Below are 20,024 nucleotides of genomic sequence, written 5' to 3'. Positions count from 1 at the left end.
ATTCTAGATCACCTGCACGCGCCGACACCGCACAGACGGTGCGCAGCGCACGCGGTATGGTGCGCTCGACGCTCATCACGATGGAATGCCCATGCCACGTCGCACTCCCTGGTCGGCCTTGGTCGCTCTTGCCCTGTTCTCCACCACCGCAGCCGCCGCACGCGCACCCGAGCCCTGGGAGCTCACCGGCCATGCGCTGATCGATGCCGGGCTGGACGGCTCGCTGGCACCGGAGATCGACGCACCCGGGCAGCCCGAACTCAAGGTCATGGTGTCGGCCAGCCGTGCCGGCGCCTACCTGCTGGGCGTGGCCAGCGCCAGTTACCGCACGCAGTGGTGCATGCCTGCAGGCAAGGCAGGCCCGCCGGATCTGCAAGTGGTGCTGGCCGATCTCAGCGCATTGCCCGATGCGCGCCTGGATGAGCCAGCACCTGGCCTGATCGTCCAGGTGCTGGCCAAACGCTATCCGTGCCGCAAGTAGAACGCTTGCAGGAAAGTCGGCTGCAAAGCGCTGCATGAGGCCGTGCTGCGCCGATGCCCTCAGCAGCGGCACCAACGCAAGGCAGGCATAAAGGCCGCGCTAGCGAAACGCGGCGGTCACCTAGGCGTCACGCTCTGCAGCGGCGCACGAGCCGTCGTGCGGCCAGTGTGGAGTGCGGACAGCACGCTTAGAACCGGAGCGTTTGCGTGGCGCAGTCCGATTCCAGGCAACCGCCGCGCCCGCCTGTTGGCTGCGCAGCCGTTTTCTGGCGGCCCTTACCTGCGCGCCGCATCGCTGCGCGCGCGGATCGCCTTGAACTCCGAGCCATCCTGCCAGCTCGGCCACTGGCGGCCGTTGGCCAGTGCCACGCCCACGTCATAGACCAGGGTGGTATCGGCGGCATGCCCGCTGGCATCCCACTGCGGCGTCCAGCGGTCGCAGGGCTGGTGGTAGCAATCGGCGAAGTATTTGTCACGCAGCGCCTTGCCCTTAGCAACGCCGCCTTCGAGCATGTCCAGGCCGGGGCCGGCGGTGATCGCCGGCACGCCCATGCGCGCGAACGCGAAATGGTCGGCGCGGTAGAAGAAGCCCGCCTCCAGATTCGGGTCCGGCGAATACGTGCGGCCACGTGCCTTGGCGGCCGTCTCCAGGTCGCCTTCCAGCGACACCCGTCCACGCCCCCACGAGGCGATGTCGCGGGTGGGGCCATCGGGGCTGAACATCTCCATGTTGAGCACCGCCACGGTCTTGTCCAATGGCGCCAGCGGATGCGCCGCGTAGTAGTTGGCACCGAGCAGGCCCTTTTCCTCTGCGGTCAACGCGATGAAGTACAGCGTGCGCTGCGGCTTGGGGCCGGCGGCGAATACGCGCGCCAGTTCCAGCACGCTGGCAACGCCAGTGGCGTTGTCCACCGCACCGCGTCGAATCGTGTCGCCACTGGCATCGGCCTTGCCGATCCCGAACGCATCCCAATGCGCAGAAAAGATCACCGTCTCGTCCGGGTGCTGGCTGCCGGTGAGCTTGGCCACCACGTTATGGGTGACCACCCGTTCGCGCTTGAGCTTGAACTCTACCGACAGCGTGGCATCGCCCAGCGCGACGGGCGCAAAATCGCGCTGCTGCGCGCGCGCCTTGGCCTGTTCGAAATCCAGCCCTGCCTGTTTGAACAGCGTCTGCGCCAGCGTGCGCTGCATCCAGCCACGCACCGGCACGTGCTGCGCCTTTGCATCGGCGTCGCTGCGTTCGATATCGAACAGCGGCGACAGACCCGAACTCTGCACCGTGGCCCAGCCGTACGCGGCCGGCGCAGTTTCGTGCACGATCAGCACCCCGGCCGCACCGCGCCGCGCGGCTTCTTCGTACTTGTAGGTCCAACGGCCGTAGTAGGTCACCGCTTTGCCATCGAACGCACCCGGCTGCGCGCTCTCGAAGTCGGCATCGTTGATCAGCACCACCGCAATCTTGCCGCGCAGATCCACGCCCTTGTAGTCGTCCCACTGCCGCTCCGGCGCGCTGATGCCGTAGCCCACGAACACCAGCGGCGCATCCTTCAGCGCCACTGCGGCCTGCGGACGCAGGCTCTGCAAGGTCACATCGGTGCCGTTGACCAGCGTCTGCGTCTTGCCGCCCACGCGCAGGCGCGCGCGCACGGGGCCATCGACCTGCGCGCGCACCAGCGGCACTGCCTGGGTCCAGCTGCCCTGCTCGCCGCCCGGTTGCAGCCCGGCCGCCTTGAACTGCTCGACCAGATAATCGACGGTGCGTTGCTCGCCGGCGCTGGCCGGCGCGCGGCCCTCGAAGTCGTCCGATGCCAGCAGGCGCACATGCCGCGACAACGCTTCGGCATCGATGCCGCCACCGGGCAGATCGTTGGCGGCCTGTGCCACACCTCCCACAAACAGGCAGGCGGACAACAGCAGGATGCGCATCGGATTCACGGTGAGGCCTTGCAACGGACGGATGACAGACAGTTTACAAGCGCGCGGCCCGATCGGGAGCGCGATACCGCAGACACCGGTTAGCTCCCGCGCGCGGCAGCGCTGCAAACCCGGCGTGCGCAGACGCTGACCACTGCGCGTACGTGCTGCAGCTCCACGGCTCCACGGTGGCATGATCAGCGGCAGCGATCAGGCATCGGCCATCGGTGCGAAGCAGTTTGCAGACATCGCGCAATGCGGCCAGCGCCGCAATCGACACAGATGCCAGGCGCGTCATCGGCAGCGCTGGCCGGCTCCCCATACACGCAAGACCATCAGCGCCAAGGTCGTCGGCTCAGCGTGCGGCGCGGTCCAGCCAGCACGCAAGCCCCTGCGCGTTGAGTTCGATATCGGTACCCAGCAACTGCTCCACGCCCGCATCGTCCAGCAGGCAGCCGTGCTGCCGTGCGCGCTCCAGATAAAGCTCCGTCAGTGCGGCCACCAGGCAACGGTGGCGGTCTGCACGCGAGGCACAGCCCACTGCAATCTCGGTCATCGCATGAATCTGCTGCACCAGCGCCTGCGCCAACGGTGCAGGCGATTCGACCCGCCCGTAGTGGGTGAGATACATCGCCTGCGGCTCGGTATCCATCAACCGCGCGATCGACTGCAGCATCGCCTCCGGTTCGAACTGCACCGGCGAGGAGGTCGGCAGAATGAAGGCGCCCTGCGCGCTGTCGAGCTGGCGATACGACAGCCCGAAGGTGTCGCCGGTGAACCAGCTGCGGCTACGCGCATCCCACACGCACAGATGGTGGCGCGCATGTCCGGGCGTGTCGCGTGTCAACAGCGCGCGCTCGCCCAACTGCACGCAGTGGCCATCGGCCGCTTCCACCACGCGCTCGGCCGGCACCGGCACGATCGCGCCATAACTGCGCGCCATCTCGGCCTGGCCATACACCGCGGTGGCGCCGGCAATCAGCCGCGTGGGGTCGACCAGGTGCGGCGCGCCGCGCGGATGCACCAGCACGCGGGCATTGGGCAGATACTGCAGCAATGCACCGGCGCCGCCGGCGTGATCCAGATGCACATGGGTCAGGATCAACCACTCCACCTGCGCCGGCGTCAGCTCCGCTGCCTGCAGGGCCGCCAGCAGGTGCGGCACCGAGTGCGAGGTCCCGCAATCGACGAACGCCGCGCGGTGCGCCTCCACGATCAGATACGCCGCATCGAACTGCACACCACCAAAACCGGTATCGATGGTGTGGATGCTGGAATCGGCCACTGCTGTCATTCCTACCCCGTCGCTCCCTGGACCATCGCAGTGTAGGCGCAGGGATTACGCAGATGCTGTGCCGCCGGTTCCAGGCAACGACGAATTAACAGCCTCCACCCCAGGGCCGGCGCGCGCTTGGCCAGCACGCAGTGCGCGATGTGGTCAACAAGGCGCGCAAGGCCGCCACCCCTTGCGCGCGTGCGTCGATCATGCCTCTCGCAGTGCCCGCATCGCCGCAAGAATCAGCGCTGCCTCGACCTGCGCATGCACGCCCGGCAACTGCAGATCGCTGACCTGCTCGGCCTGTTTCAACCGCGCGATCAGTTGACCGGCATCGCGCGGCGAGGCAAACCCGTCGCTCTGCAGCAGCAGTGCACCTGCGCCATCGTTCAATTTGAAATAGAACTGGCCATCGGGTTCGCGGTATTGCTTGAACACCGGCAAGGCGAGCTTGTCGCCGCCCTGCGCAACGGCAGGGCCGGCCTGATCGGCCAGGTCGCGCAGACCCACCGCGTTCCGCAGCTCGGCCAGCAGCGGCGTGGCATAGCGCGCACGCAGGCGTGCGCCCCCGGCGCGCAGGATCGCCTCGATCTTGGCCGGCTCGGCCATCAGCGCCTCGTAGCGCGTACGCAACGGGCTGATCTCCTGATCGATCCGCTCGAACAGCTGCTGCTTGGCATCGCCCCAGCCGATGCCATCGGCAAAGGCCTGCGCGAAGCCGGCGGTTTCCTGCGGCGTGGCAAATGCCTGATACAGCTGGAACAACGCCGAGCCCTGCGTGTCCTTCGCTTCGCCCGGCGCGCGCGAATCGGTGAGGATGGAAAACACCAGCTTGCGCAGCTCCTCGCGCGAGCCGAACAGCGGGATGGTATTGCTGTAGCTCTTGCTCATCTTGCGGCCGTCCAGGCCCGGCAGGGTGGACACCTGCTCGTCGATCACCGCATCGGGCAAGGTGAAGAAATCACGGCCGTACACATGGTTGAACCGCTGCGCAAAGTCGCGCGCCATCTCGATGTGCTGGATCTGGTCGCGCCCCACCGGCACCTTGTGCGCATTGAAGATGAGGATGTCGGCCGCCATCAGCACCGGATACATGAACAACCCGGCCGTCACACCCGCATCGTCGTCCTCGCCGTCGGCGCGGTTCTTGTCCACCGCCGCCTTGTAGGCATGCGCGCGGTTGAGGATGCCCTTGCCGGCCACGCAGGTCAGCAACCACATCAGCTCGGTGGTTTCGGGCACATCGGACTGCCGATAGAACCAGACCTTGTCCGGATCCAGGCCGCAGGCCAGCCAGCTGGCCGCGATCTCCAGCGTGGAGCGCTGGGTACGCGCCGGGTCCTGCGCCTTGATCAGGCTATGCAGGTCGGCAAGGAAGTAGAAGCTTTCCGCATCGGCGGCGGCGCTGGCCTGGATGGCCGGGCGGATCGCACCGACGTAATTGCCCAGGTGCGGGGTGCCGGAGGTGGTGATGCCGGTGAGGACGCGAGTGGTCATCTGCGTAGTGCCAGGAAGTCAGCGTGCAAGTTTAGCGGTTCCGCGCCGTGCCTATCGGGTAGCTGCCAGCGGTGTGTTGCTGCCACCGGATTCCTGTCACCTGCCCACACACGCATAAACGGGCCGCAGTGGCGGCCCGTGGTCTGCGACGTCGCTTGCCGCCGGGAGCGGCGCGTTGTGGATCAGGTGTCGTCGCGCAAGGATTTTTCGAAGGCGCGAACTTCGGTCTGGGCGCGGTCGCGGTCCCAGCCATACCGTTCCTGCAGCTTGCCCTGCAGGTATTCGGCGTTACCTTCGGCAACCTTGAAATCGTCGTCGGTGAGGTCGCCCCATTTCGCCTGCATCTTGCCTTTGAGCTGGGTCCACTTGCCGGAAATGATGTCAGTGTTCATTGCGTTGACTCCGCTGCGATGCGGCCGCGATTGACCGTGGGATCAGGGTGCCCACGGATGCGTTCGTTGCTCATCAAGAGGTGTCAAGCCGGCGATCACCGCACTGAACCGTTGCCGACGCGCGATACCGTCAACCGATCTGGCAATCGCGCAGCTGCGGTGCGACCGTCGCGCTGGCCCAGGCTGGGCGCAAAAAAAAAACGGGCCTTGCGGCCCGTTTTTTTGCATGCGGCGTCAGATCACTTACGCGCTGCGTCTTCCACCTTCTCGCCGGCGCCCTGCACGTCCTTGCCGGCACCTGCGACGGTGTTGCAACCCGACAGCATACCGACCGACAACACCGACAGCACCAGCAGCACAATTGCACGCTTCATAACAGACTCCTTCGTAGGTAAGCGGCCAGTTGCCGCAGATCAATCAAATCGAACACATCACACGCAAGACGTTGGGATCAGCACTTGCCGTCGCTGCATTTTTCGGCCGTTTTTTCGACCTTGTCGCCCGCACCCTGCATATCCTTGCCGGCGCCGGCCATGGTGTTGCAGCCAGTCATTACGCCGGCCGAAAACAGGCCCAGCACCATCAGTGTCAGCAGTCGCTTCATCGGTCTTCCTCGGTCTGCGCCCGGTGCGGTCGCACCTCGCTTGGCGCCAAATCTGACTGCGCGCACGTGGATTTGATGTGAACGGCAGCACGCCACGTTCAGCGCTGGATCAATCTCGCATCAGGGTCGACTTGCCGAACAGGCTCTCCACCAGATCCACCGCCAGTTCGGCGGTCGCGTTGCGGTTGTCCAGCACCGGATTGAGTTCGACGATGTCCAGCGATCCCATGCGGCCGGTGTCGGCAATCATCTCCATCACCAGCTGCGCCTCGCGGTAGTTGGGGCCACCGGGCACCGTGGTGCCCACGCCCGGCGCGATGCTCGGGTCGAGGAAATCCACATCGAAACTGACATGCAGGTGGGTCTCGGCGCTCATGCCCTGCAGCGCGGCCTCCATGGTGCGCTTCATGCCGGCTTCGTCGATGTACCGCATGTCGTAGACGTCGATACGGTGCTGCTTGATTAGCCGCTTCTCCTCCGGATCCACCGAGCGGATGCCGATCTGCCGCACCTGCTCGGGCAACAGCGCCGGCGCACTGCCGCCCAGGTGAGTCAGCGCCTGCGGACCCAGCCCGCACAGGCAGGCCACCGGCATGCCGTGCACATTGCCGGACGGGGTCACCTCGCTGGTGTTGAAATCCGAATGCGCGTCCAGCCACAGCACCCGCAACGGGCGCCCCTGCTCGCGGCAGTGCCTGGCCACCGCAGTGATCGAGCCGATGCCCAGGCAATGGTCACCACCGAGCATGATCGGCATCCGCCCGGCCTGCAGTTCGGCATAGCTGGCGTCCATCAGCGCCTGGTTCCAGGCCACCACCTCGTCCAGATGCCGGTAGCCGGCCTGCGGCAGCTGCCAGGGATTGCGCGGGCCATCCAGGTTGCCCAGATCACGCACCTCCACGCCACGGCCGATCAGGGCCTCCTGCAAGCCGGCAATGCGCAGCGCCTCCGGCCCCATCCGTGCGCCGCGGTGGCCGGCACCGATGTCGGTGGGAACGCCTATCAGGGAAACCGGCAGGTACTGCGTTGCCATGCATTGCTCCAGCATCGAGAAAGCCGTGCAGTCTAGTGGCGCGCCCGGGCGCTGACGCGCGGCAGCGCAGCACGGCATGTGCCTGCATCGGCTTGCCGGCCTCACGCAGCTGGCCGAGGCGAGGGGTTTAGATCTGCCTCGCCGCGCCGCTACTGTGACGTGCCACGGCAGTTTGTGGCGCGCTGGACTTTGCAGATTCTGCTTGTCTGACCGCCCAGTGAAACCGCTGTGGCTGGTGTGACTGTGCGCTTATACCTGGATGGTATGGTGCGCCGGCCAGCGCAGGACATGCACCACGCACGCGCTCGGGCCATCAGCAACAGGGGATCTTCATGCCGCACAACGCCGTCAACCAGGTCGTCAAGGCCGCCGTGGGTGAAGTCGCGCGCGCGTCGCATCAGTACGACCTGCAGCGCATCGGGCGCGAATTTGCGCAGACCATCGAACGCGAGCCCGGCATCCGCCTGCTGATGCTGTCCACCGCCGATGGCCGCGCCATCGCCGAACACTCCAGCCTGGACGTGGATGGACGTCGCCTGGCGGCGATGGCCAACTCGTTCCTCACCCTGGGCGAGACCCTGGCGCGCGAATCGCGCCTGAGCGAGGCCGATTACGCCACCGTGAGCACCCGCGGGGGGCAGCTGGTGCTGATCCGCATCCGCGCCGACAAGCCGCTGACGCTGACGGCGGTGGGCGGGCCTGACCTCAATGCCGCCGCGCTGCTGTTCAATGCGCGCGATTGCGCCGGCCGCCTGGCCACCGCCCTGGCACAGCCGGCCGGCTGAGGCCTGGCACTGTTCGTGCTTGCCTGAGCGCACCGATTTTTCTCACCGTTTGGAAGGGGACCACCGATGTCAAAACTCACTCTGGAACAACTGCATTCGCTCGCCGGTTTCGTGGGCGCCGCGCTGGTCGACAGCGATAGCGGCATGGCGCTGGGCATGACCGGCGGCACCGAGCTCAACCTCGAGCTGGCCGCGGCCGGCAATACCGACGTGGTGCGTGCCAAGCGCCGCATCGCCGAGCAGCTCGGCCTGAACGACACCATCGAAGACATCCTGATCACCCTGTCGCGCCAGTACCACCTGCTGCGCCCGCTGGAGAGCAACCCCACCTTGTTCCTGTACGTCGTGCTGGACCGCGCCAAGGCCAATCTGGCGATGGCCCGCCACGAGCTCAAGGCGTTCGAAAAGACCCTGGATTTCGGTTGATGCCCCACGGGCGGCGCCTGCGCGTCGCCTGCCCTGCCTGCCGGTACGTACCGGCAGGCGTTGTCGCTCCATTGCGCCACGACGGCGCCCACTCATGACCACACCCATTCACGCCATGCGGGTCGCCACGGCCGGCCTGGACCTGCTGCACACCACGCGCCTGAAACTGGCATGTTCGCTGCTGCTTGCCGAGCGCATCGACGTGCAGCTGGGCGAATGGCCGCAGCATGCGGCCGACGTGGTGGTGCTGGGTCTGGAAACCGCCGACGGCCTGGCCGCGTGGCAGGCGCTGCAGGGCCAGCCGGTGCGGGTGCTGGTGGTCTCGCGCACACCGGTTGCCGGCGCCTGGCTCAAGCATGGCGCCACGGTGCGCGAACTCAACGAGCAGATGCGCCTGTTGCTGTCCTCCCCGCACACCACCCAGGTGGCCGAACCGGCACTGCTGCTGCGTCATTGCCGCGGTGAATTCGGACCCGGCACGGTGATGGTGCGGCATGCGAGCCTGCAGGTGCGGGTGGACCCGGCCAACGCTTGCGTGCATCTGCCGGCCGGCATCGGCTTGCCCGCGCTGGTGGCCGCCCTGGACCGGCCCGGCTGGCAGCGCGTGGCCGACGACGCCGACGTCGCGCTGCCCCAACGGCTCTCCTTCGAAGCGCTGTACTTCGCCCTGCCCGAGCATCTGCGTCCCGCGCTGCCGGCGGTGGAGCCGGCGCATGCGTTGCAACTGCGTCAGTGGCCCGAGCTGAGTGCCGACACCAGCTCGCCCGCACAACTGCTGGCCATCGCCCACCTGCATGCGCGCCCGTGGCGTCCGCAGGCCCTGGCCAATGCTTGCAAGCTCCCGCTGCAAACGGTGGAATGCCTGTTCGCCGCTGCACTTGCCAGCGGCCTTGCCCAGACTGCGGAGATTCCCGTGCCTTCTACGCCGCGTCGTCCGGACAGCAGCAATTCCCGGTTCTTTTCCTGGGTCGCACGTCGGTTTGGCCTCTCACTCTTTCAGGCGCAGTCATGAGTCTTCCAGCCAACAAACTGGTGTTCGTTGGCGGCATGGGCGCCGGCAAGACCACGGCGGTACGTGCCATCTCCGATGTGGAGCCGGTCAGCACCGAAATGCCGCTCAGCCAGGATGCCTACGGCGACAAGACCTACACCACGGTCGCGCTGGATTACAGCTCGATCGAGCTGGAAGACGGCGAGCTGCTGCACGTCTATGGCGTGCCCGGGCAGAAATATCTGGATTTCATGTGGCCGCTGGTCTGCGACGGTGCGCTGGGCGTGATCGTGCTGACCAATGCGCGCGATCCGCAGATGCTCGAGGCCACCCTGGCCCTGCTGCGCGAGTTTTCGCAAATCGCGCCCGAGGCCAGCCTGGCGGTGGGCATCACCATGACCGACGAGGTCGAGGATTTCCTGGTGCCGCCGTTCCGCGAGGCACTGGTGGCCGAAGGCTTCCGCATCCCGGTGATGCGCGTGGATGCGCGCTCGGCCACCCAGATCACCTTCCTGGTGAAATCACTGCTGTCCTATCGCTATACCTCGGCGACGTGATCGGCCGTAAGGCGCGCGCGTGCCGTGCACGTACCGATAAACCGCACCATAAGAACAAGGAATCCGGTCACGACGGGCCTGAGAGGGCGTCACGCGGGGGATGCCGCCTCTAGGGTGGCGGCGACGCGTCCTTCTTCCTTGAAGCCAGAAACGCGACTCAGTCATGACACGAATGAGCGCTACGTCTGACTTGTTCAGTATGCCCAGGGGGCAGCGGCCGGGACATCGGGACGATTCCGACATCGTGCTGGACATATCGGTAATAAGTATTTGGCAATAGGGCCGGGATTCGAGATTGGGGATTGGGGATTGGGGATTGGGGATTGGGGATTGGGGATTGGGGATTGGGGATTGGGGATTGGGGATTGGCGATTAGGGATGCGTCATGAGCTTCGGGATGGCGCGTGGGATGCCCTCGAAGCCGCCGCACCGCGGCGTCCACTGCTCATTGCAGGCATGCGCCCGCGGCAGTGGCCATCGTGTATCGCCAGGTGCTCGCTCGTCCAGCATCGACAGCGCCCGGGCCGGCGTTGCCGCCGCGCTGCGGCTACTGGTCCATCGTCACGATCAGATAAAGTAGCGCGATGACAATCGAACTGAAGCCCGGCGGGCTATTGATCGCCATCGAAGGCATCGACGGCGCCGGCAAGACCACGCTGGCGCGCAGCCTGGCGGCTAGCTTGCAGACCGCCGGCGCACGCGTGGTCTCCAGCAAGGAGCCAACCAATGGCCCCTGGGGCACCCAGCTGCGTCAATCCGCAGCCACCGGGCGCCTGAGCGCGGACGACGAGGCCGAGCTGCTGATCCGCGATCGCCACGAACACGTGGACAATCTGATCGCGCCGGCGCTGGCGCGCGGCGACATCGTGATCCTGGACCGCTATTTTCCTTCGATGGTCGCCTACCAGGGCGCCGCCGGCCTGCCACTGGACGCACTGCTGGAACGCAATGCCTTCGCCCCGCGCCCGGATGTGCTGTTGCTGCTCGACCTGCCGCCGCCCACCGGCCTGGCCCGTATCCGCGCCCGTGGCGACGCACCCAACCATTTCGAAACCCAGGACAACCTGGAGCGCTGCCGCGCGATTTTTGCCGCACTGGAATTGCCGGGCAAACACGTGCTGGACGCCAGCGCCGACGCCGACAGCGTGCTGCGCCGCGCCCTCGCCATTGTCGTAGCCGCCCTGGCCGAGCGCGTGAGCGGCGACGCCGGCACGGCTGCGCTCCAGCTGCTCTCTGCCGGCCGTCCCGCCTGATCACTGGGCGCAGCGCGGGGGCTGCGCGCTTCAGGCCAGACAGGGCGGCCCAGCCGACCCGGGTCACATCTCGCGCAGCTGGGACACGCACCACGTCGTGACCAGGTCCTGTCTTTCGGCAGAAGGGGGAGACGGGTCGGTGAGAATGAGGAAAGGCGTGCATCGATGCCACGGCGAGCCTGCACCTGGCGGTTGTCGCAGGGGCGCCACAGCCCGGCCTGTCAGAACCGCGCGTTGGAGATCCTGGACCCGGGCGTTTGCCCACTGTGCCGCCGCCACAGTGGTGCTGTAGCGCAGAGAGGTCGGGGTGTCTGTCCATGCAGCACGCGTCTGTGCGAACACGTTGGCCAACCGCGCCGGCAACGTCCAACCGACACACCTCACGCCATGAACCACGCCGGCTCCTCGCACGTGCAGGTTGGCCAGGGCAAGGCCGCTCGATCACGTCGATGCCAGCAGGACGCCTGCGATGCCAGGCCCGCCGCATCGCACGCGGACCCGCCGCTGCGGAATCCGGCATGGCACAGCCCACACGCGTGCACGATCAGCGTGGTCGAACTTTGGGGGATGATCTCTGCAGGATGGTGCCGGCACCCGGATTCGAACTGGGGACCTACCGCTTACAAGGCGGTTGCTCTACCAACTGAGCTATGCCGGCAAAGGCAGGCGCATTGCGCGCCGGTGCGCATTCTAGCGCAGCGCGGCGCAATCTAGCGATCGCTGCCGCGTTGCACCGGCTGCGCCCTGCAACGCGGCGGCCGTGGCCGCGCTGCGGACATCGATCCACCAGCGCGACTGGCCGGTACCGCTGGGCACCAGCTGCGCCGGGAAGCCTGCGCCCACCAGACTCGCCTGGCGCCGCTCGGCGCGCTCGCGGCTCTGGTATTGCCCCAGGGCCACGGTGTTGTCCTCGCCCTGCGCGATGACGTAATAGTCGCCGATGCCGGCGGCGGCAATGCGCTTGACCAGCGCCTGCGCCGCCGCGCGGTCGCCGACATTGGGCAGCATCACCCGGAACGTGCTGACACCGGCGTCCTTGTCCTCGCGCAGGCTGGCGCGGGCGGCCTGCCCACGCAGGCGCGTCAGGGCCGCGTCGGCATCCCCACGTGCCGCATAAGGCCCGAAGCTGGCACAGCGTTCGGGATTCGGTGGTGTAGTCGGTGGCGGTGTTGTCGGTGGCATTGCAGCTGCAGTCGCCACCTTGGCAGCGGTGGAGGTGCTCTTCGCCGGTACCGCACTGTCGGTGGGCGCAGGCACCGGCCTGGCCGTGGCGGGCGTCGGCGTCGAGGCGGGCGCCACCACCGCAGTCGGCGCGGTTTGCGGCGGGACGGGCGCAGCGGCCGGGGGCACATCCGCAGCCGCGGCAGCGGTCTCCTGCGCCCGCGGCATCGCGGCGGCGGCACGCGGCGGCAGCACGTCCAACCGGGCCACACCGGCCGGCTGCGGCGGCGCGGCCGGTGGCGCCGGTGGCGGCTGCACCGCCCACCATGACGCCACCCCGGCATTGAGGATGAGCAGGACAACGATCAGCGCGCGGACGTACATGCCCCGATTCTACGGGCTGGCCGACGCAGTCGCCCAGGTTGCCAGCCCGTCCAGCACCAGCGCGGCACGGAAGCTGGCATCCGGCAACAACGGCAGCAACGGCGGCGCGCCGCCGCCATGCAGCAGCAGCCGCACCGGCGTGCCCAGGCTGCGCTGCGCGTGCTGCAGGCTGCGCTCGATCAGCGCCACCGCGGCGCCATCGCAGCCAGAGGTCAGGGCATCGTCGGTGTCGTTGGCCAGCTCGACATACTCGCCGCCACTGGCCGGCAACTGCACCGCACGCGCATGCAGGGCCTGCCGCATGGTGGTGGGCGAGGCCGCAATGCGGCCGCCGTGATGCTGCCCGTCGGCGCCGAGCACGTCGATGGTCAGCGCGGTGCCGACCCCCGCCACCAACACCGGCGCATCGCCGCGCGCGCCCAGCAGGGCCAAAAAGCGATCCACCCCGAACCGGCCGGGATCGGCATAAGCGATGCGGACGCCGGCGCACTCGGCGCTGGTGCGCACGACGCGGACCTGCGCGAAGCGCTCCTGCAGGCAGCCGAGCATCCGCTGCGTCAGTGCCGGGGCCGCCACGCTCGCCACGTACGCGACGCGTCCGGACGGCAGCGCCGACAATGCGGCGGCGTCCATCGCTTCGGCACCGTGCGCCCAGGCCTGCACGTCGCCGGCACGGTGCCCCTGCAGCGGCGCGTACTTGAACCGCGAATTCCCCAGGTCGAACAACCACGCGCTCATGCAGGTCTCACGCTGACTTCTCCGGAATGGAACAGGCGTTCGGCATCGCCCAGTTGCACGCGCAACGCCCCGTCGGCGGCCAGACCCAGCGCGACACCCTGATGCAGCGTGCCGGCTTCTTCCACCTGCACGGTGCGGCCGCGCAACACATCCAGCGCCGCGTAGCGGCTCAGAAACGGCGCCAGCCCCTGCGCCTCGAACAGGTCCAGTGCCGGCAGCAGACCCGACAACACCGCCGCCACCACGGTGTCGCGCGACACCGCGCGGCCGGCCAGCATCTGCAGATCTACCCACGGTTGGTCGATCGTGGCCGCGGCGGCCGGTGGCATGTGCACGTTCAAGCCCAGGCCGATCACCGCACGTGCGTTGCCAGCCATCTCGCCGCCGCCTTCGATCAGCAGGCCGCCCAGCTTGCGCTCGCGTGCCAGCAGGTCGTTGGGCCATTTCAGGCCGACGTCGGCAAACCCGCAGCCGCGCAAGGCCTCGGCCACCGCCACGCCCACCGCCAGGCTGAGCCCGGCCAGCTGGCCCAGTCCGCCGCTGAACCGGCGCGACGCCGACAGATAGATATGCGCAGCCAGCGGCGAGGCCCATTGCCGGCCACGGCGCCCGCGCCCGCCGGTCTGGCGCTCGGCCAGCAACACCTCCACGCCCTGCTCCGGGGCCGGACGCGCCAGCAGCGTGGTGTTGGTGGACTCCAGGGTCCAGGCGACCTCCAACCCGGCCAGGCCGACAGCGGCGTCGGCGGGCATGGCGGCGCGAATGCGCGCGGCATCCAGCAGGTCCAGCGGCGTGGCCAGACGGTAGCCGTCACCGGCCCGCCCCTCGATGGCGATACCGGCGGCGCGCAGGTTCTGGATGCGCTTCCACACCGCAGCGCGGGTCAGCCCCGCATCGCGCGCCAGCGCATCGCCGGAGAGCCGGCCGCTTGCAAGTTTGGCCAGCAACGCGCGGTCGTCCACGGCAACGGTTCCCAAATCGATCCGTGAAAGTATGCGCCAAGGCTTCCCGGCCGCCCAGCGCGGCTTGCGTGAGGCAGTGAAAACCGCGTTATGATCGGCGACTCACGCCGCTTGCCCTGGATGTGGACGATGCGCCGACTCACGGTTTGCCTGCTTCTGTTGTTGGCTCCGCTTGCCGCACTGGCATCGGACCAGTTGGTCGACGGCGATCATGAGAGCTGCGTCAGCACCAATTCGGCCGCGCGCGGCAGGACGCCCAACGGCGAGCCGGCCACACCCGCACGCGCGCCGCAGCACAAGCCCGCACCGGCAACCGGCGGCGGTGGCAACGATGGCGACGGCCTGTTTCCGCGCATGCGCATGATGCCGCGCTGGCACAGCTTCCTGCCGGGCATGTTCCGCTGATCCAGTGGTTGACGCGCTGGCTGCGCCGGCCGCCGCTTCAGATCGACGATGCGTTGTGGCAACCGGTCTGCACCGGGTGTGCCTGGATCGCTGCGCTCGATACGGACCGCCAGCACCGCCTGCGTGCGCTGACTGCGCAGTTCCTGCACCAAAAAACCATCTCGCCGGTCGATGGACTGCAGCTGCAGCCGCAGGACCACGTGTTGCTGGCGGCCACCTGCTGCCTGCCGCTGCTGGAAATCGGCGCGGCTGGCTGGCGCGGCTGGTCGCAACTGATCGTGTACCCGGACGCATTTCGGGTGCAGCGTACCCACGTCGATGCCGCCGGCGTCATGCATGCCTGGGACGACACCTTGATTGGCGAAGCCTGGGAACAGGGTCCATTGATCGTCAGCTGGGCCGACGTGCAAGCGGATCTGGACGACCCGAACGCCGGCTTCAACGTGATCGTGCATGAGATGGCGCACAAGCTCGATGCCCTGGATGGAGCACTCGACGGCACGCCGCCCCTGCCGCGTGCGGTGCAACGCCGCTGGGCGCAGGATTTTCAGCAGGCCTACGATGCGTTCTGCCAACGGGTGGATGCAGGTCAGCACACCGAGATCGACCCGTACGCTGCAGAAGCACCGGAAGAGTTCTTTGCCGTGGTCAGCGAATACCACTTCTCGGCACCGCATGTCCTGGAGCGTGCAATGCCGGCGGTCGCCGCACATCTGACCAGGGTCTACGGCCCATCGCCGTTTGCGTCGGCTGCACAGCGATGAGTGCGGCGCGACCTGTCGGGTGATGGCGCGCGTCGTTCCACATCGATGCCCGTGATGTCACGCGCACCACAGGGTGTTTTGCCCGCTCACACCAGGCCCAGGTCACGCGGTGTCGCACCGGGAAACACACGCTGCAGTTGCGCTGGCGACAGGCCCCACAGACGCTGCAGCACGCCGCCGAACAGGCTGCGGTAGTTGGTCAGCACCGGGTAGTCGCGGTTCTGCAGCAGGTGCGCCTGCTCTACAGCCACCTGCTCGCCTGCAATGCGGCCGCCGCGCACGCCGCCGCCCAAGACCCAATAAGTGGTGCCATGCCCGTGATCGGTGCCCTTGCTGCCGTTTTCGCGGAAGGTACGCCCGAATTCGGAAATCACCACCACCACGGTGTCGTTCCAGGCTGGACCCAGCGCATCGGCATAGGCGGCCAGCCCCTCGCCGAGGTTGCGCAGGTTGTTGGCCAGCCCGCCCGCGACGCTGCCCTGGTTGGCATGCGTGTCCCAACCACCGACATCGACGAATCCCAGGCGGTACCGCTCGCGCATCAGGGTGGCCATGCGCCGGGTTTCATCGGCAAAGGTCCGCGCGCTGGCAGCGCCGCGGCCGGCCTGTTCCATCTCTTCGCGCAGCTGCGCGGTGACCTGCTGACGCAAGGCAAGACCTTCGCGCGCGGCGGCGGCCAGTGGCGTGGCGTCGTACATCTGCGCCAGGATCTGCGCCTGCCGTGCATCCAGCCCGCCCTTGCCGATGCCCTTGAGCGAGACGTTGGGCAGATCCGCGCCGCCCTGAAAGGTCAACGGCAGCGAATCGGTGAAGGCAATGGCCGGCACCCCGCTGAGCACACCCGACAGCCGCGCCATGAACCCCGAGCGGTAATCGCGGTGCGTGCCAGCCTGCCCGGATTCGATATCGTCCTGGGTTTCGAAGTGACTGCGCGAGGTGTCATCGGTGCCGGCAAACGGCACGAATGCCAGCTGATTGCGTTGCCACAGCGGCAGCAAGGCATCGCGCATCACCGGGTTGAGCCCCCACTGCGCATCCAGCGCGATGGCGCTGTCGGGGTTGGACGGGTCCGGCCGCGCGATCGCCAGCGTGGGGCGCGATTGATAGTAGAAATCGCTGGCGTGCGGCACCAGCAGGTTATTGCTGTCGTAGCCGCCGCGCAAAAACACCACCAGCATGCGCGCGCCCTCGCGCGGGGCAGCGAACAGGCGGCCGGTCCACGGCAGACTCGCGGCAGCTGCCGAGGCAAGCAGAAATTGACGTCGTTGCATGGTGCACTCCTGCGGCGATCACCGCATCGCAAACTACAGAATCAGCGGTAGTTGAAGTCCGGCGAGGACAGCAAGAACCCGTTCCATTCCGCCGGCGAACGGGCCTGTTCCAGCGCCTGACGCGTCGCGCCGGAGAGCGAGGGCGCGATCCAGCGATACGCCGTGCGCGTATCGATCTGCGTCAGCGGCGGGACCGGCGTGTCGCTGTCGCCATCGAGCCGGAACACCTGCTTTGGCCCGCTGCCCAGCGAACGCGCCACCTCGAACCGGCGCGCCAGCTGCCCGGAGCTGGTCCAGGCCCGCGACTGCAGCGACCATCCGTCCGGCGTGATGCGCCCGAACAGGGGCTGGCCGAGTTGTTGCACCCAACTGACCATGGGCGCGGCGTTGATCACCGGCTGGTCTTCGTAGGCCAGCCGCATGGCCGACACCACAAACCGGTTGGGGTCCTTGAACTTGCGCGGTTGCGCCTGTGCAAATTCGGCCGAGCTCAGCATGGTCTGCACGACCTTGGCGATGTCGCCGTCGCTGCGCTCGAACGTGCTGGCCATGCGCGCCACCAGCGCCGGCGGCGGCGTATCGCTGACGAAGTACTCGGCCATCCGCTGCGACACGAAGCGCGCGCATGCCGGCTGACGTACCAGCAACTGCACGGCATGTTCGATTTCATCCAGCCCGCCAGCGGCGATGCGCTGCCCCAGCAGGACCTTGTCGCCGGGCTGGTGACGCGCCGGGTTGAACTCGAACAGGCCCTTGCGCACCGCCGGTGGCTGGCCGGGCACGGCCATCGGAACCGGCGGCGCTCCATCGGCCTTGACCGGCACCAAACCGGCGCCGGTGAGGATCAGGGCCAGCTGCTGCACATCCTGCTGGGTGTAGCCGCCGTGCACGCCCAGCGTGTGCAGCTCCATCAACTCGCGTGCGTAGTTCTCGTTGACCTTGCCCTTGGCGTTCTTGGCGTTGTCTAGGTACTCCAGCATCGCCGGGCTCTGCAGCGTGGCCATGACCAGCGTGGCGAACTTGCCGGTGGCGTTGGGGCGGATCGCGTGTTCCATGTAGTCGGCGGCCATCCACTTCACCCGGCCCTTGTCGGCATACACGCTGAAGTGATTGAGCCAGAACCACACCAGCTGCTCGCGCAGCTGGTCCGGCGCATATACCGCACGCAGCAACTGGGCCTGCCGCGCCTGGGTCAGCATCTGTCCGCCGCGCGCCTGCCAGTCCTTGCGCAAGGCTGCCTTCGCATCGCCATCGGGCATGGTCTGCAAGCGGATCTTGTCGGCCTCGTACTGGGTCAGCAAGGTCACCAGCGGCGTGCGCAGCGCATCGAAGCGCTGCAGTTGGGCACGCACCGGTGCCGGCAGCGCCGCATCGTCGCTGGGCTGCAACAACAGGGCGCCATAGCGCCTGGGACCAAGGCGTTGCAACTGCGCCGCGCCATCGGCATTCACACCGTAGCTGGCACGTTGCAGCCAACGCACCTGGGTCGGCGTCAACGCCGCCTCGGCGGCATGGCCAAGCAGCGCAACTGCGCAGCCGGCAGCCAGCAGCGGCAGCCGCCATCGGCGCAGCTGCCGGTTGGCACGTGTTTTCACGCAAGGACGCTGTGCAACGTGCTCGACCATACGGCTCTCCATCGCAACTGCCTGCAACCGGACCAGTATGGGCAAGCCAACGTTCGAGGCGTTAAACGGTTGTCGGAGCCGCGTGGGCGATTGCCCATGGGTTCATCGGGCCAGACGGCCGCTCACAGCCCCGCCGGCAGGGTGACATCGAAGCGGGCACCGCCCAGTTCCTGCGAGCGCACCACCTGCAGTTCGCCGCGGTAGGCCTTGATCAGATCCTGCACGATCGACATACCGATGCCATGGCCCTGCACGCGCTCGTCGCCCCGCACGCCGCGCTGCAGGATCTTGGCCACATCCTCGGGCGCGATACCGGGGCCATCGTCTTCCACCGACAGGATCAGGCCGGCACGCCGGCTACCGGTGGTGGGACCAGGCTGGGCCGTGAGCAACACGCGGCTACGTGCCCATTTGAAGCCGTTTTCCAGCAGGTTGCCGAGCAGTTCCTGCAGATCGCCAGGCTCACCGTGGAAGCGCGCCTCCGGTGAAATGTCGAATTCGCACAGCACGCCCTTGACCGAGTACACCTTCTCCAGCCCGCGCACGATTTCTTCGGCGCTGGGCTCGATCGGCAAGGGCGCGGCGAACAGTTTGTGGCCACTGGATGCCGCACGCGCGAGCTGGTACGACACCAGATCGTTCATGCGCCGCAATTGCACGTCCATTTCCGCATGCAGATCGCGCTCGGAGGCACCGCTGTCCAGTTGCGTGCGCAGCACCGCGATCGGTGTCTTGAGGCTATGCGCCAGGTCGGCCAGCGTGTTGCGTTGACGCTCCAGGTTGTCGCGCTCACTCTCGATGAAGGCATTGATGCTGTCGGTCAGCGGCTCCAGCTCGCGCGGATGCTGCTCGCTCATGCGCTGGATTTCGCCGCGCTGCACCTTGGTCAGTTCGTTGATGACCCGCCGCAGCGGGCGCAAGCTCCACTGCAGGATGAAGGCCTGCAACACCAGTAGCACCACGCCGGCGCTACCGAGGTAGAACCACACCGCACCACGGAACACGCGCAGCTGCGCGCCCATCGAGCGCGCGTCTTCCATCACGTAGATCGTGTACGGAATCTCGCCGCCGTGTTCGCGCTCGACGTAGCTCACACCCAGCCCGTAACGATACAACTGGCCCAGGCTGCCATCGATCTGGGTCATTTCCAGCGGGCCGATGAACTCTTCCTGCCGCGGTTCGAGCATGCGGCCATGCGGAATGTTCGGGCCTTCCGCCGACATCGAGGTCCAGCTCTCGTCCGGGCGCACGACCTCGACATACAGCCCGCCACCGGGAACGTCGAACCGTGGGTCAGGCGGCTGCCCGCCGATGTACAGCGATCCATCGCGAACAAAATCGATATTGGCAGCATACGCAGAGGCGTAGTTCTTCAGCCGCTCGCGCAGGTTGCGTTCGGCGGTATCGGCGAACGCTACATCTAGCGCGTAGCCAGCCAGCGCAAGGAAAGCTACCAGACTGAGGGTAGCGGCCAGCAGCTGGCGCGCCTGCAGGGAGCGCGGG

21 protein-coding genes and 1 tRNA gene are annotated in these 20,024 nt (G+C 67.4%); 8 read left to right on the top strand and 14 right to left on the bottom strand.

Features of this window, described 5'->3' with window-relative positions; all coding sequences use genetic code 11:
- The first annotated feature begins 91 nt into the window (after nt 1-91).
- Nucleotides 92-481, top strand: a complete 390-nt coding sequence (locus XnspCFBP7698_RS18005) for a Rap1a/Tai family immunity protein (RefSeq protein ID WP_104581203.1) — start codon at nt 92-94, stop codon at nt 479-481.
- A 275-nt stretch (nt 482-756) separates the two neighbouring features.
- Here the strand turns inward: XnspCFBP7698_RS18005 and XnspCFBP7698_RS18000 are convergent, their stop codons facing one another.
- From XnspCFBP7698_RS18000 to rocF, 7 genes are all read right to left on the bottom strand, one after another.
- Nucleotides 757-2,409 carry a M28 family metallopeptidase gene (locus XnspCFBP7698_RS18000; protein WP_146093261.1) on the bottom strand — a complete coding sequence of 551 codons (1,653 nt, stop codon included), beginning with the start codon at nt 2,407-2,409 and terminating at the stop codon, nt 757-759.
- 343 nt (nt 2,410-2,752) lie between these two features.
- The gene (locus tag XnspCFBP7698_RS17995) at nt 2,753-3,691 is read right to left on the bottom strand and encodes an MBL fold metallo-hydrolase (RefSeq protein ID WP_104581205.1); all 939 of its coding nucleotides are present in this window, start codon (nt 3,689-3,691) and stop codon (nt 2,753-2,755) included.
- 189 nt (nt 3,692-3,880) lie between these two features.
- The gene (locus tag XnspCFBP7698_RS17990; protein WP_104581206.1) at nt 3,881-5,170 is read right to left on the bottom strand and encodes a tryptophan--tRNA ligase; all 1,290 of its coding nucleotides are present in this window, start codon (nt 5,168-5,170) and stop codon (nt 3,881-3,883) included.
- 182 nt (nt 5,171-5,352) lie between these two features.
- Nucleotides 5,353-5,562: a CsbD family protein gene (locus tag XnspCFBP7698_RS17985; RefSeq protein WP_039404591.1), complete on the bottom strand. Its 210-nt coding sequence runs from the start codon at nt 5,560-5,562 to the stop codon at nt 5,353-5,355.
- Between the two features lie 239 nt (nt 5,563-5,801).
- Nucleotides 5,802-5,936, bottom strand: coding sequence for an entericidin A/B family lipoprotein (locus tag XnspCFBP7698_RS17980; protein WP_016904515.1), 135 nt, complete (start codon nt 5,934-5,936; stop codon nt 5,802-5,804).
- A 77-nt stretch (nt 5,937-6,013) separates the two neighbouring features.
- On the bottom strand, nt 6,014-6,166 hold the full coding sequence (locus XnspCFBP7698_RS17975) for an entericidin A/B family lipoprotein (RefSeq protein WP_039404598.1): 153 nt from the start codon (nt 6,164-6,166) through the stop codon (nt 6,014-6,016).
- Nucleotides 6,167-6,275: 109 nt separating this feature from the next.
- Nucleotides 6,276-7,199, bottom strand: coding sequence for an arginase (rocF, locus tag XnspCFBP7698_RS17970; protein WP_039404638.1), 924 nt, complete (start codon nt 7,197-7,199; stop codon nt 6,276-6,278).
- A gap of 332 nt (nt 7,200-7,531) precedes the next feature.
- On the opposite strand from rocF, the gene XnspCFBP7698_RS17965 reads away from it, so the two are divergent.
- The 5 genes from XnspCFBP7698_RS17965 (at nt 7,532) to tmk (ending at nt 11,211) form a co-directional block, all read left to right on the top strand.
- Nucleotides 7,532-7,984 (top strand): roadblock/LC7 domain-containing protein, encoded by a 453-nt coding sequence (locus XnspCFBP7698_RS17965; protein WP_039404601.1) that lies wholly within the window; start codon nt 7,532-7,534, stop codon nt 7,982-7,984.
- 66 nt (nt 7,985-8,050) lie between these two features.
- Nucleotides 8,051-8,410, top strand: coding sequence for a hypothetical protein (locus XnspCFBP7698_RS17960; protein ID WP_047692840.1), 360 nt, complete (start codon nt 8,051-8,053; stop codon nt 8,408-8,410).
- Between the two features lie 94 nt (nt 8,411-8,504).
- Nucleotides 8,505-9,422: a hypothetical protein gene (locus XnspCFBP7698_RS17955; protein ID WP_047692842.1), complete on the top strand. Its 918-nt coding sequence runs from the start codon at nt 8,505-8,507 to the stop codon at nt 9,420-9,422.
- Nucleotides 9,419-9,958: a GTPase gene (locus tag XnspCFBP7698_RS17950; protein ID WP_047692844.1), complete on the top strand. Its 540-nt coding sequence runs from the start codon at nt 9,419-9,421 to the stop codon at nt 9,956-9,958. The genes XnspCFBP7698_RS17955 and XnspCFBP7698_RS17950 overlap by 4 nt, the downstream gene beginning before the upstream one ends.
- A gap of 584 nt (nt 9,959-10,542) precedes the next feature.
- Entirely contained in the window at nt 10,543-11,211 is a 669-nt protein-coding gene (tmk, locus tag XnspCFBP7698_RS17945) for a dTMP kinase (protein ID WP_104581207.1), read from the top strand.
- 582 nt (nt 11,212-11,793) lie between these two features.
- Here the strand turns inward: tmk and XnspCFBP7698_RS17940 are convergent.
- The 4 genes from XnspCFBP7698_RS17940 to birA form a co-directional block, all read right to left on the bottom strand.
- A tRNA-Thr gene (locus XnspCFBP7698_RS17940) sits at nt 11,794-11,869 on the bottom strand.
- 32 nt (nt 11,870-11,901) lie between these two features.
- Nucleotides 11,902-12,756: an SPOR domain-containing protein gene (locus XnspCFBP7698_RS17935; RefSeq protein ID WP_104581208.1), complete on the bottom strand. Its 855-nt coding sequence runs from the start codon at nt 12,754-12,756 to the stop codon at nt 11,902-11,904.
- Between the two features lie 9 nt (nt 12,757-12,765).
- Entirely contained in the window at nt 12,766-13,494 is a 729-nt protein-coding gene (locus XnspCFBP7698_RS17930; protein ID WP_104581209.1) for a type III pantothenate kinase, read from the bottom strand.
- Nucleotides 13,491-14,471 carry a bifunctional biotin--[acetyl-CoA-carboxylase] ligase/biotin operon repressor BirA gene (gene birA / locus XnspCFBP7698_RS17925; protein ID WP_343125106.1) on the bottom strand — a complete coding sequence of 327 codons (981 nt, stop codon included), beginning with the start codon at nt 14,469-14,471 and terminating at the stop codon, nt 13,491-13,493. The genes XnspCFBP7698_RS17930 and birA overlap by 4 nt, the downstream gene beginning before the upstream one ends.
- Before the next feature lie 75 nt (nt 14,472-14,546).
- Between birA and XnspCFBP7698_RS17920 the strand changes: the two genes are divergently transcribed.
- Together XnspCFBP7698_RS17920 and XnspCFBP7698_RS17915 are read left to right on the top strand one after the other, a co-directional pair.
- Nucleotides 14,547-14,861 (top strand): hypothetical protein, encoded by a 315-nt coding sequence (locus XnspCFBP7698_RS17920; protein WP_039414699.1) that lies wholly within the window; start codon nt 14,547-14,549, stop codon nt 14,859-14,861.
- Nucleotides 14,862-14,869: 8 nt separating this feature from the next.
- Nucleotides 14,870-15,625 carry a M90 family metallopeptidase gene (locus XnspCFBP7698_RS17915; RefSeq protein ID WP_104581211.1) on the top strand — a complete coding sequence of 252 codons (756 nt, stop codon included), beginning with the start codon at nt 14,870-14,872 and terminating at the stop codon, nt 15,623-15,625.
- An 86-nt stretch (nt 15,626-15,711) separates the two neighbouring features.
- Here the strand turns inward: XnspCFBP7698_RS17915 and XnspCFBP7698_RS17910 are convergent, their stop codons facing one another.
- The 3 genes from XnspCFBP7698_RS17910 to XnspCFBP7698_RS17900 form a co-directional block, all read right to left on the bottom strand.
- Nucleotides 15,712-16,896: a DUF1501 domain-containing protein gene (locus XnspCFBP7698_RS17910; protein ID WP_104581212.1), complete on the bottom strand. Its 1,185-nt coding sequence runs from the start codon at nt 16,894-16,896 to the stop codon at nt 15,712-15,714.
- A 41-nt stretch (nt 16,897-16,937) separates the two neighbouring features.
- On the bottom strand, nt 16,938-18,533 hold the full coding sequence (locus XnspCFBP7698_RS17905) for a DUF1800 domain-containing protein (protein ID WP_104581213.1): 1,596 nt from the start codon (nt 18,531-18,533) through the stop codon (nt 16,938-16,940).
- A gap of 110 nt (nt 18,534-18,643) precedes the next feature.
- Entirely contained in the window at nt 18,644-20,014 is a 1,371-nt protein-coding gene (locus tag XnspCFBP7698_RS17900; protein WP_184390380.1) for an ATP-binding protein, read from the bottom strand.
- Nucleotides 20,015-20,024 lie beyond the last annotated feature (10 nt).

This window comes from Xanthomonas sp. CFBP 7698, assembly GCF_003600855.1.
GTDB classification, from domain to species: Bacteria; Pseudomonadota; Gammaproteobacteria; order Xanthomonadales; family Xanthomonadaceae; genus Xanthomonas; species Xanthomonas cannabis.
Note: the sequence above shows the minus strand (reverse complement) of the source record. Positions and strands in the feature narration are given on the sequence as shown.

Excerpts from the sequence above, each read along its gene's own strand:
- XnspCFBP7698_RS18005 (WP_104581203.1), top strand. The coding sequence starts at position 92 with ATGCCACGTCGCACTCCCTGGTCGGCCTTGGTCGCTCTTGCCCTGTTC.
- XnspCFBP7698_RS18000 (WP_146093261.1), bottom strand. The coding sequence starts at position 2,409 with ATGCGCATCCTGCTGTTGTCCGCCTGCCTGTTTGTGGGAGGTGTGGCA.
- XnspCFBP7698_RS17995 (WP_104581205.1), bottom strand. The coding sequence starts at position 3,691 with ATGACAGCAGTGGCCGATTCCAGCATCCACACCATCGATACCGGTTTT.
- XnspCFBP7698_RS17990 (WP_104581206.1), bottom strand. The coding sequence starts at position 5,170 with ATGACCACTCGCGTCCTCACCGGCATCACCACCTCCGGCACCCCGCAC.
- XnspCFBP7698_RS17985 (WP_039404591.1), bottom strand. The coding sequence starts at position 5,562 with ATGAACACTGACATCATTTCCGGCAAGTGGACCCAGCTCAAAGGCAAG.
- XnspCFBP7698_RS17980 (WP_016904515.1), bottom strand. The coding sequence starts at position 5,936 with ATGAAGCGTGCAATTGTGCTGCTGGTGCTGTCGGTGTTGTCGGTCGGT.
- XnspCFBP7698_RS17975 (WP_039404598.1), bottom strand. The coding sequence starts at position 6,166 with ATGAAGCGACTGCTGACACTGATGGTGCTGGGCCTGTTTTCGGCCGGC.
- rocF (WP_039404638.1), bottom strand. The coding sequence starts at position 7,199 with ATGGCAACGCAGTACCTGCCGGTTTCCCTGATAGGCGTTCCCACCGAC.
- XnspCFBP7698_RS17965 (WP_039404601.1), top strand. The coding sequence starts at position 7,532 with ATGCCGCACAACGCCGTCAACCAGGTCGTCAAGGCCGCCGTGGGTGAA.
- XnspCFBP7698_RS17960 (WP_047692840.1), top strand. The coding sequence starts at position 8,051 with ATGTCAAAACTCACTCTGGAACAACTGCATTCGCTCGCCGGTTTCGTG.
- XnspCFBP7698_RS17955 (WP_047692842.1), top strand. The coding sequence starts at position 8,505 with ATGACCACACCCATTCACGCCATGCGGGTCGCCACGGCCGGCCTGGAC.
- XnspCFBP7698_RS17950 (WP_047692844.1), top strand. The coding sequence starts at position 9,419 with ATGAGTCTTCCAGCCAACAAACTGGTGTTCGTTGGCGGCATGGGCGCC.
- tmk (WP_104581207.1), top strand. The coding sequence starts at position 10,543 with ATGACAATCGAACTGAAGCCCGGCGGGCTATTGATCGCCATCGAAGGC.
- XnspCFBP7698_RS17935 (WP_104581208.1), bottom strand. The coding sequence starts at position 12,756 with ATGTACGTCCGCGCGCTGATCGTTGTCCTGCTCATCCTCAATGCCGGG.
- XnspCFBP7698_RS17930 (WP_104581209.1), bottom strand. The coding sequence starts at position 13,494 with ATGAGCGCGTGGTTGTTCGACCTGGGGAATTCGCGGTTCAAGTACGCG.
- XnspCFBP7698_RS17920 (WP_039414699.1), top strand. The coding sequence starts at position 14,547 with ATGATCGGCGACTCACGCCGCTTGCCCTGGATGTGGACGATGCGCCGA.
- XnspCFBP7698_RS17910 (WP_104581212.1), bottom strand. The coding sequence starts at position 16,896 with ATGCAACGACGTCAATTTCTGCTTGCCTCGGCAGCTGCCGCGAGTCTG.
- XnspCFBP7698_RS17905 (WP_104581213.1), bottom strand. The coding sequence starts at position 18,533 with ATGGAGAGCCGTATGGTCGAGCACGTTGCACAGCGTCCTTGCGTGAAA.